We start from the raw sequence: 5,049 nt of genomic DNA on the forward strand, positions 1-5,049 counted from the left end.
TCGATTTCGTTGAGCGCCGCTTGGCGGCCTGAGTTTCCATTTCAAAAACCAACACACAGGAGCATTGCATGGGCCAGTTCGTTGAACTCACTTCCGCCGACGGTTTCACCTTTCCCGCCTACGTGGCGCAACCCACCGGCAAGCCCAAGGGCGGCCTGGTGGTGCTGCAGGAAATCTTTGGCGTCAACGCGCACATCCGTTCGGTGGCCGACGGCTATGCCGCCGACGGGTATTTCGTGGTCGCGCCGTCCACCTTTCACCGCGTCAAGGCCGGTGTGGAACTGGGCTACACCGAGGCCGACATGGGCGCCGGCTTCGCATTGAAAACGGCGGTCGAGGCGCTGCCCGAGCCCGGCGTCATGCCCGATATCCAGGCCGCCATCGACCACGCGGCGCAGGCGGGCAAGGTCGGCATGGTGGGCTATTGCTGGGGCGGCTTGCTCACCTGGCGCTCGGCGTGCCTGCTGAAAGGCCTGTCGGCAGCGGTGCCTTATTACGGCGGCGGCATGACGGGCGAGGCCGAAGCGGCGCGCCAGCCGCAGGTGCCGGTGCTGGCCCATTTTGGCGACCAGGACCACTGGATTGCCCTGGACACGGTGGAGGCCTTCAAGCAGGCCCAGCCCGGCGTGGTGGTGCAGGTGTACGCCGCCAACCACGGCTTCAACTGCGACCAGCGCGGCTCGTACAACCAGGCCGCTGCCGAGCTGGCGCGCGAACGCACGCTGGCCTTTTTGGCCCAGCATGTGGGTTGATCCCATCGCCGCATGGCGAGGCGCCCGTGCGCTGGGGCTGGCGCTGGCAGGGCTTTGTATGGGCGCCCAGGCGCTGGCGCAAACCCCGCCGCCTTACAGCGGCCCGCTGTTTGACGCCCACCTGCACTACAACGACGAAGCCTGCGTGCACGACGCGCCGGCGCCGGGTTGCCCGCACCCGCTGGCCGATGTGCTGGCGCGCATGCAGGCCAGCGGCGTGCGCGGTGTGCTGGCCAATTCCCGGCCCAACGACGGCACCCAAGCCCTGGCAACGGCGCTGGTCCAGACCCGCGCCGCCGGCGTGACCGTGGTGCCCTTTGTGCGCCTGTACCGCAACCGCGCCGATTACAACAACTGGTTTCGAGACGACACCATCGTGGACCTGGTGCAGGCGGAACTGGCCCGTGGCACGCCCGCAGGCCCCTACCGCGGCCTGGGCGAATTCCATCTGTACGACAGCGCCAACGCCAACGGACCGGTGGCCCAAAAGCTCATGGTGCTCGCTGAAGAAAAAGGTCTCGCCATCCTGGCCCATGTGGACGACGCGGCGATCGACCTCTTGATGGCGAACACGCCTTCCAAGGGGCAGAAGCTGCGTCTGGTCTGGGCCCACACCGGCATCGGCGGCACCCCCGTTGAACGGGTGGACGCACTCATGGCCCGTTACCCGCTGTTGATGGGCGAGCTGTCTTACCGCCCCGGCCTCACCTGCGAGGGTGGGCAACTCTGCCCCGAGTGGCGCGCCCTCCTGCTCAAGTACCCCGACCGCTTCATGATCGGCTCCGACACCTGGGTCAACCAGCGCTGGCTGTACTACGGCGACCTGATGCAAGGCTACCGCACCTGGCTCGGTGGCTTGCCGCCCGCCGTGGCGCAGCGCATAGCCTGGGACAATGGGGCGCGCCTGTTTGGCGTGCCCACGCCCAAAAATTGAACATGATCCAACTGCATTACTTTCCCAGCACCGCCAGCATGGTGCCGCACATCCTGCTGGAAGAGCTGGGCGTGCCCTACGAGCGCGTGCTGGTCGACCGCACCCACGACGCGCAAAAAACCACGGATTACCTGAAGCTCAACCCCAACGGCTTGATTCCGGTGCTGACCGACGGCGACCTGGTGTTGTACGAGACCGCCGCCATTGCCTTGCACCTGTGCGACACGCACCCGGCCAGCGGCCTGGCTCCCGCAGTGGGCACGCACGAACGCGCGCATTTCTACAAATGGCTGATGTGGCTGACCAATACGCTGCAGAGCACGCTCATGGTGTATTTCTACCCCGAGCGCTGGGTGAATGCAGGCAACACAGCGGGCGCGGCCGAGGTGAAGCACCACGCTGAAATCCGCGTCAACAACCTGCTGAAGCAGCTCGACGCCGAGTTCGTGCGCCATGGCGGCCTGTGGTTCATGGGCCAGACCTACACCGCACTCGACGCATATGTGTTCACCCTGTGCCGCTGGACACGCGGTTTTTCCAGCGCACCCGCGCGGGACAAACGGCACCTGGGCCCCTACCTGCAGCGCATGCTGGAGCGGCCTGCGCTGCAGCGCGTGCTGGCCAACGAAGGTTTGAGCGCACCGTTTGTTTGAGTCGGTGCGCGGGGCCCGGGGCGCTACCGGCCTGAGTGCGCAATGTAGCGCTTGCGCCAGAACAACACACTGAGGACCACCGCAATCAGGCCCATGGAGCCCATGGCCCACCAGAATCCCGAGGTCTCGTGCAGCAACGGAATGAACTCGAAGTTCATGCCGAAGATGCCGGCAATCAGGTTCAAGGGCAGAAAAATGGCCGTCAGCGCGGTGAGCGTGCGCATGGTGTCGTTGGCGCGGTTGCTCTGCGCCGAAAAGTGCATTTGCACCGCCGTCTCGGCGTTTTGTTCCAGCCGACGCACGTGGTGCACCACCCGCTCAATGTGCTCCAGCACGTCGCGGCTGCGCACTTTGAGCAGTTCCAGGCCCCGGTGACCGCCAAAGTGGTCGTTGCCACCCCCGCTCGCTTCCCATCCCTCCAGTGTCTCAATCCAGTCCTGGATGGCTGAGCGCTGGTCTTCGCAAATTTCGTCGAGTTGGTGCAGTGAGATGCGTGCGTCCAGCAGCGAACTCCAGTTGCTGAAGCGCGTCTTGGGGTTCAGCAACTCGGCTTGCCAGTGGTCGAGCTGGCGCGTGAGTTCGCGCCGCAGGTCCAGGTAGCCTTCCACCATCTGGTTCACGATGCGCAGCATCAGGTCGGCAGGTCCGCTGGGCAGGTTGATGCCCGCGGCGCGCGCAGCGGCCGAGTGGGTGCTCAGCAGGCGTGTCGCGTACTGCTCAAGTACCGTGCAACCGGCGGGGTGCACGGTGAGCAGCACGCGGTCGAACACCGCAAACCCCACCGGGCTGGTGTCGATGCGGCGCAGCACCGGCGGGCCACCGCGCTTGATGTGCTGCGTGAGCACCTGGCCAGGGCGCGACAGATCGGTTTCGCTGTGGCCTGCGGCCAGACGGCGAAACACCAACATGTCGTATTGCGAGGTGTAGTCGAAATGCGAAGGCAAGTGGTTGTTCAGCAGATCGGCCACGTGCAGGTCCACCAACTGAAGGCCGGTGAGCCGGTGCAACGCTTCCTGCAAAGCGGCTTGCTCCAGTTCGAACTCTCTTCGCCCAAAGGCCATCCAGACAAAACCGGTGTCCGGTGCCTGGGCTGGCATCGCGTCGCTTTCACGCACCGAACCAGGCAAGATGTGAAAGACGCGCATGGGCGGGTGTGCCGTGTTCTGTGGGTTCAGCCGCGCAGCAGCCGAGCGGCGTCGCGGGCAAAGTAGGTCAGCACGCCGTCGGCGCCCGCGCGCTTGAAGGCCAGCAGGCTTTCCATCATCACCGCGTCGTGGTCCAGCCAGCCATTGAGCGCGGCGGCCTTGAGCATGGCGTATTCGCCGCTCACCTGGTAGGCAAAGGTGGGCACGCGGAATTCGTCCTTTACCCGGCGTACGATGTCCAAGTATGGCATGCCGGGCTTGACCATCACCATGTCCGCGCCTTCGGCCAGGTCCAGTGCCACCTCGCGCAGCGCTTCGTCGCTGTTGCCCGGGTCCATCTGGTAGACCTTTTTGTCGGCCTTGCCCAGGTTGGCGGCGGAGCCCACCGCGTCGCGGAACGGGCCATAAAAAGCGCTGGCGTATTTGGCGCTGTAGGCCATGATGCGCGTGTGCACCAGTCCACGCGCCTCCAGCGCCTGGCGAATGGCACCAATGCGACCGTCCATCATGTCGCTGGGCGCGACCATGTCCACGCCGGCCTCGGCTTGTGTGATGGCTTGCTGCACCAGGATGTCCACGGTGGGGTCGTTCAGGATGTAGTTGTGCTCGTCCAGCAGGCCGTCCTGGCCGTGGCTGGTGTAGGGGTCCAGCGCCACATCGGTCATCACGCCCAGCTGCGGAAAGTGCTTTTTCAATTCGCGCACCACGCGCGGCACCAGGCCGTTGGGGTTCAGCGCTTCCTGCCCGTCGGGCGTCTTGAGTGACTGGTCGATCACCGGAAACAGCGCCATGACCGGGATGCCCAGTGCCACGCAGTCTTCTGCCACCGGCAGCAGCAGGTCCAGGCTCAGACGCTCCACGCCGGGCATGGAGCCCACCGCCTCGCGGCGGTTCTCGCCGTCCAGCACAAATACGGGGTAGATCAGGTCGGAAGGGCTGAGGCGGTGCTCGCGCACCAGATCGCGGGTGAAGGCGTCGCGGCGCAGGCGGCGGGGACGGTAGAGGGGGTAGGGGGCAGGTGCGTGCATGTTCGGTATTGTGTCAAAGTGCCATCAAAAAATAGCTTGTCTACGCCGCTTCTTTTACAGCAAGCGCGAAACATCGGACCAGATGCGCGGGGTCTTTGCCGACATCGATCACCTCAGAATAACAAGGTAAACACAGGTCCGTTCCCGCTGCGTGGTGTGCTGGGTTGCAAGCACTCGCCTGGGGGTATCGTTTGGAAGCACATTCCAGTTGCACACAGATTTTGTCGACTTTTTGCCAAGACTGTCAGATTTGACAGGGTGCATGTTGGAGACGAAGAGATATTGGTGTAACATTTAACCCGAGTGAGCCGAAAGGTGAGCTCCCCGCTTTTCCTCCCTGAGCGGGAGCCTTGGTGTGTGACAGCAAAAAGGCTTTCTAACCCGGCCCCGTGGGCCGGGTTTTTTTTGTGCGCCCAGCATGGGCGCACTCCTGCGGGTGCAAGTCCCGCCGCAAGTTGACCAAGACGAGCGAAGCGAAGCGCAACCGCATGAGGGCGACCGAGTGTGGGAAGGAAGCGTGGAGCGCAAATCATGAGC

Annotated in this window: 5 protein-coding genes; 3 read left to right on the forward strand and 2 right to left on the reverse strand. The window is 64.4% G+C overall.

Going from position 1 to position 5,049, the window contains the following annotated elements; all coding sequences use genetic code 11:
• Window positions 1–68: 68 nt before the first annotated feature.
• Genes Q7J58_RS11975 through Q7J58_RS11985 form a run of 3 tightly spaced genes read left to right on the forward strand, consistent with a single transcriptional unit; the run spans window position 69 to window position 2,339 of the window.
• Window positions 69–752 (forward strand): dienelactone hydrolase family protein, encoded by a 684-nt coding sequence (locus Q7J58_RS11975; RefSeq protein WP_304828079.1) that lies wholly within the window; start codon window positions 69–71, stop codon window positions 750–752.
• 58 nt (window positions 753–810) lie between these two features.
• Window positions 811–1,686, forward strand: a complete 876-nt coding sequence (locus tag Q7J58_RS11980; RefSeq protein WP_304828088.1) for an amidohydrolase family protein — start codon at window positions 811–813, stop codon at window positions 1,684–1,686.
• Between the two features lie 2 nt (window positions 1,687–1,688).
• On the forward strand, window positions 1,689–2,339 hold the full coding sequence (locus tag Q7J58_RS11985) for a glutathione S-transferase family protein (RefSeq protein ID WP_304828082.1): 651 nt from the start codon (window positions 1,689–1,691) through the stop codon (window positions 2,337–2,339).
• A gap of 23 nt (window positions 2,340–2,362) precedes the next feature.
• Here Q7J58_RS11985 and Q7J58_RS11990 read toward each other — a convergent pair whose 3' ends face one another.
• The gene (locus Q7J58_RS11990; RefSeq protein WP_304828083.1) at window positions 2,363–3,484 is read right to left on the reverse strand and encodes a magnesium transporter CorA family protein; all 1,122 of its coding nucleotides are present in this window, start codon (window positions 3,482–3,484) and stop codon (window positions 2,363–2,365) included.
• Window positions 3,485–3,510: 26 nt separating this feature from the next.
• Window positions 3,511–4,512 carry a porphobilinogen synthase gene (hemB, locus tag Q7J58_RS11995; protein WP_304828085.1) on the reverse strand — a complete coding sequence of 334 codons (1,002 nt, stop codon included), beginning with the start codon at window positions 4,510–4,512 and terminating at the stop codon, window positions 3,511–3,513.
• Window positions 4,513–5,049: the final 537 nt, after the last annotated feature.

The organism is Hydrogenophaga sp. (assembly GCF_030656115.1).
Lineage (GTDB): Bacteria > Pseudomonadota > Gammaproteobacteria > Burkholderiales > Burkholderiaceae_C > Hydrogenophaga.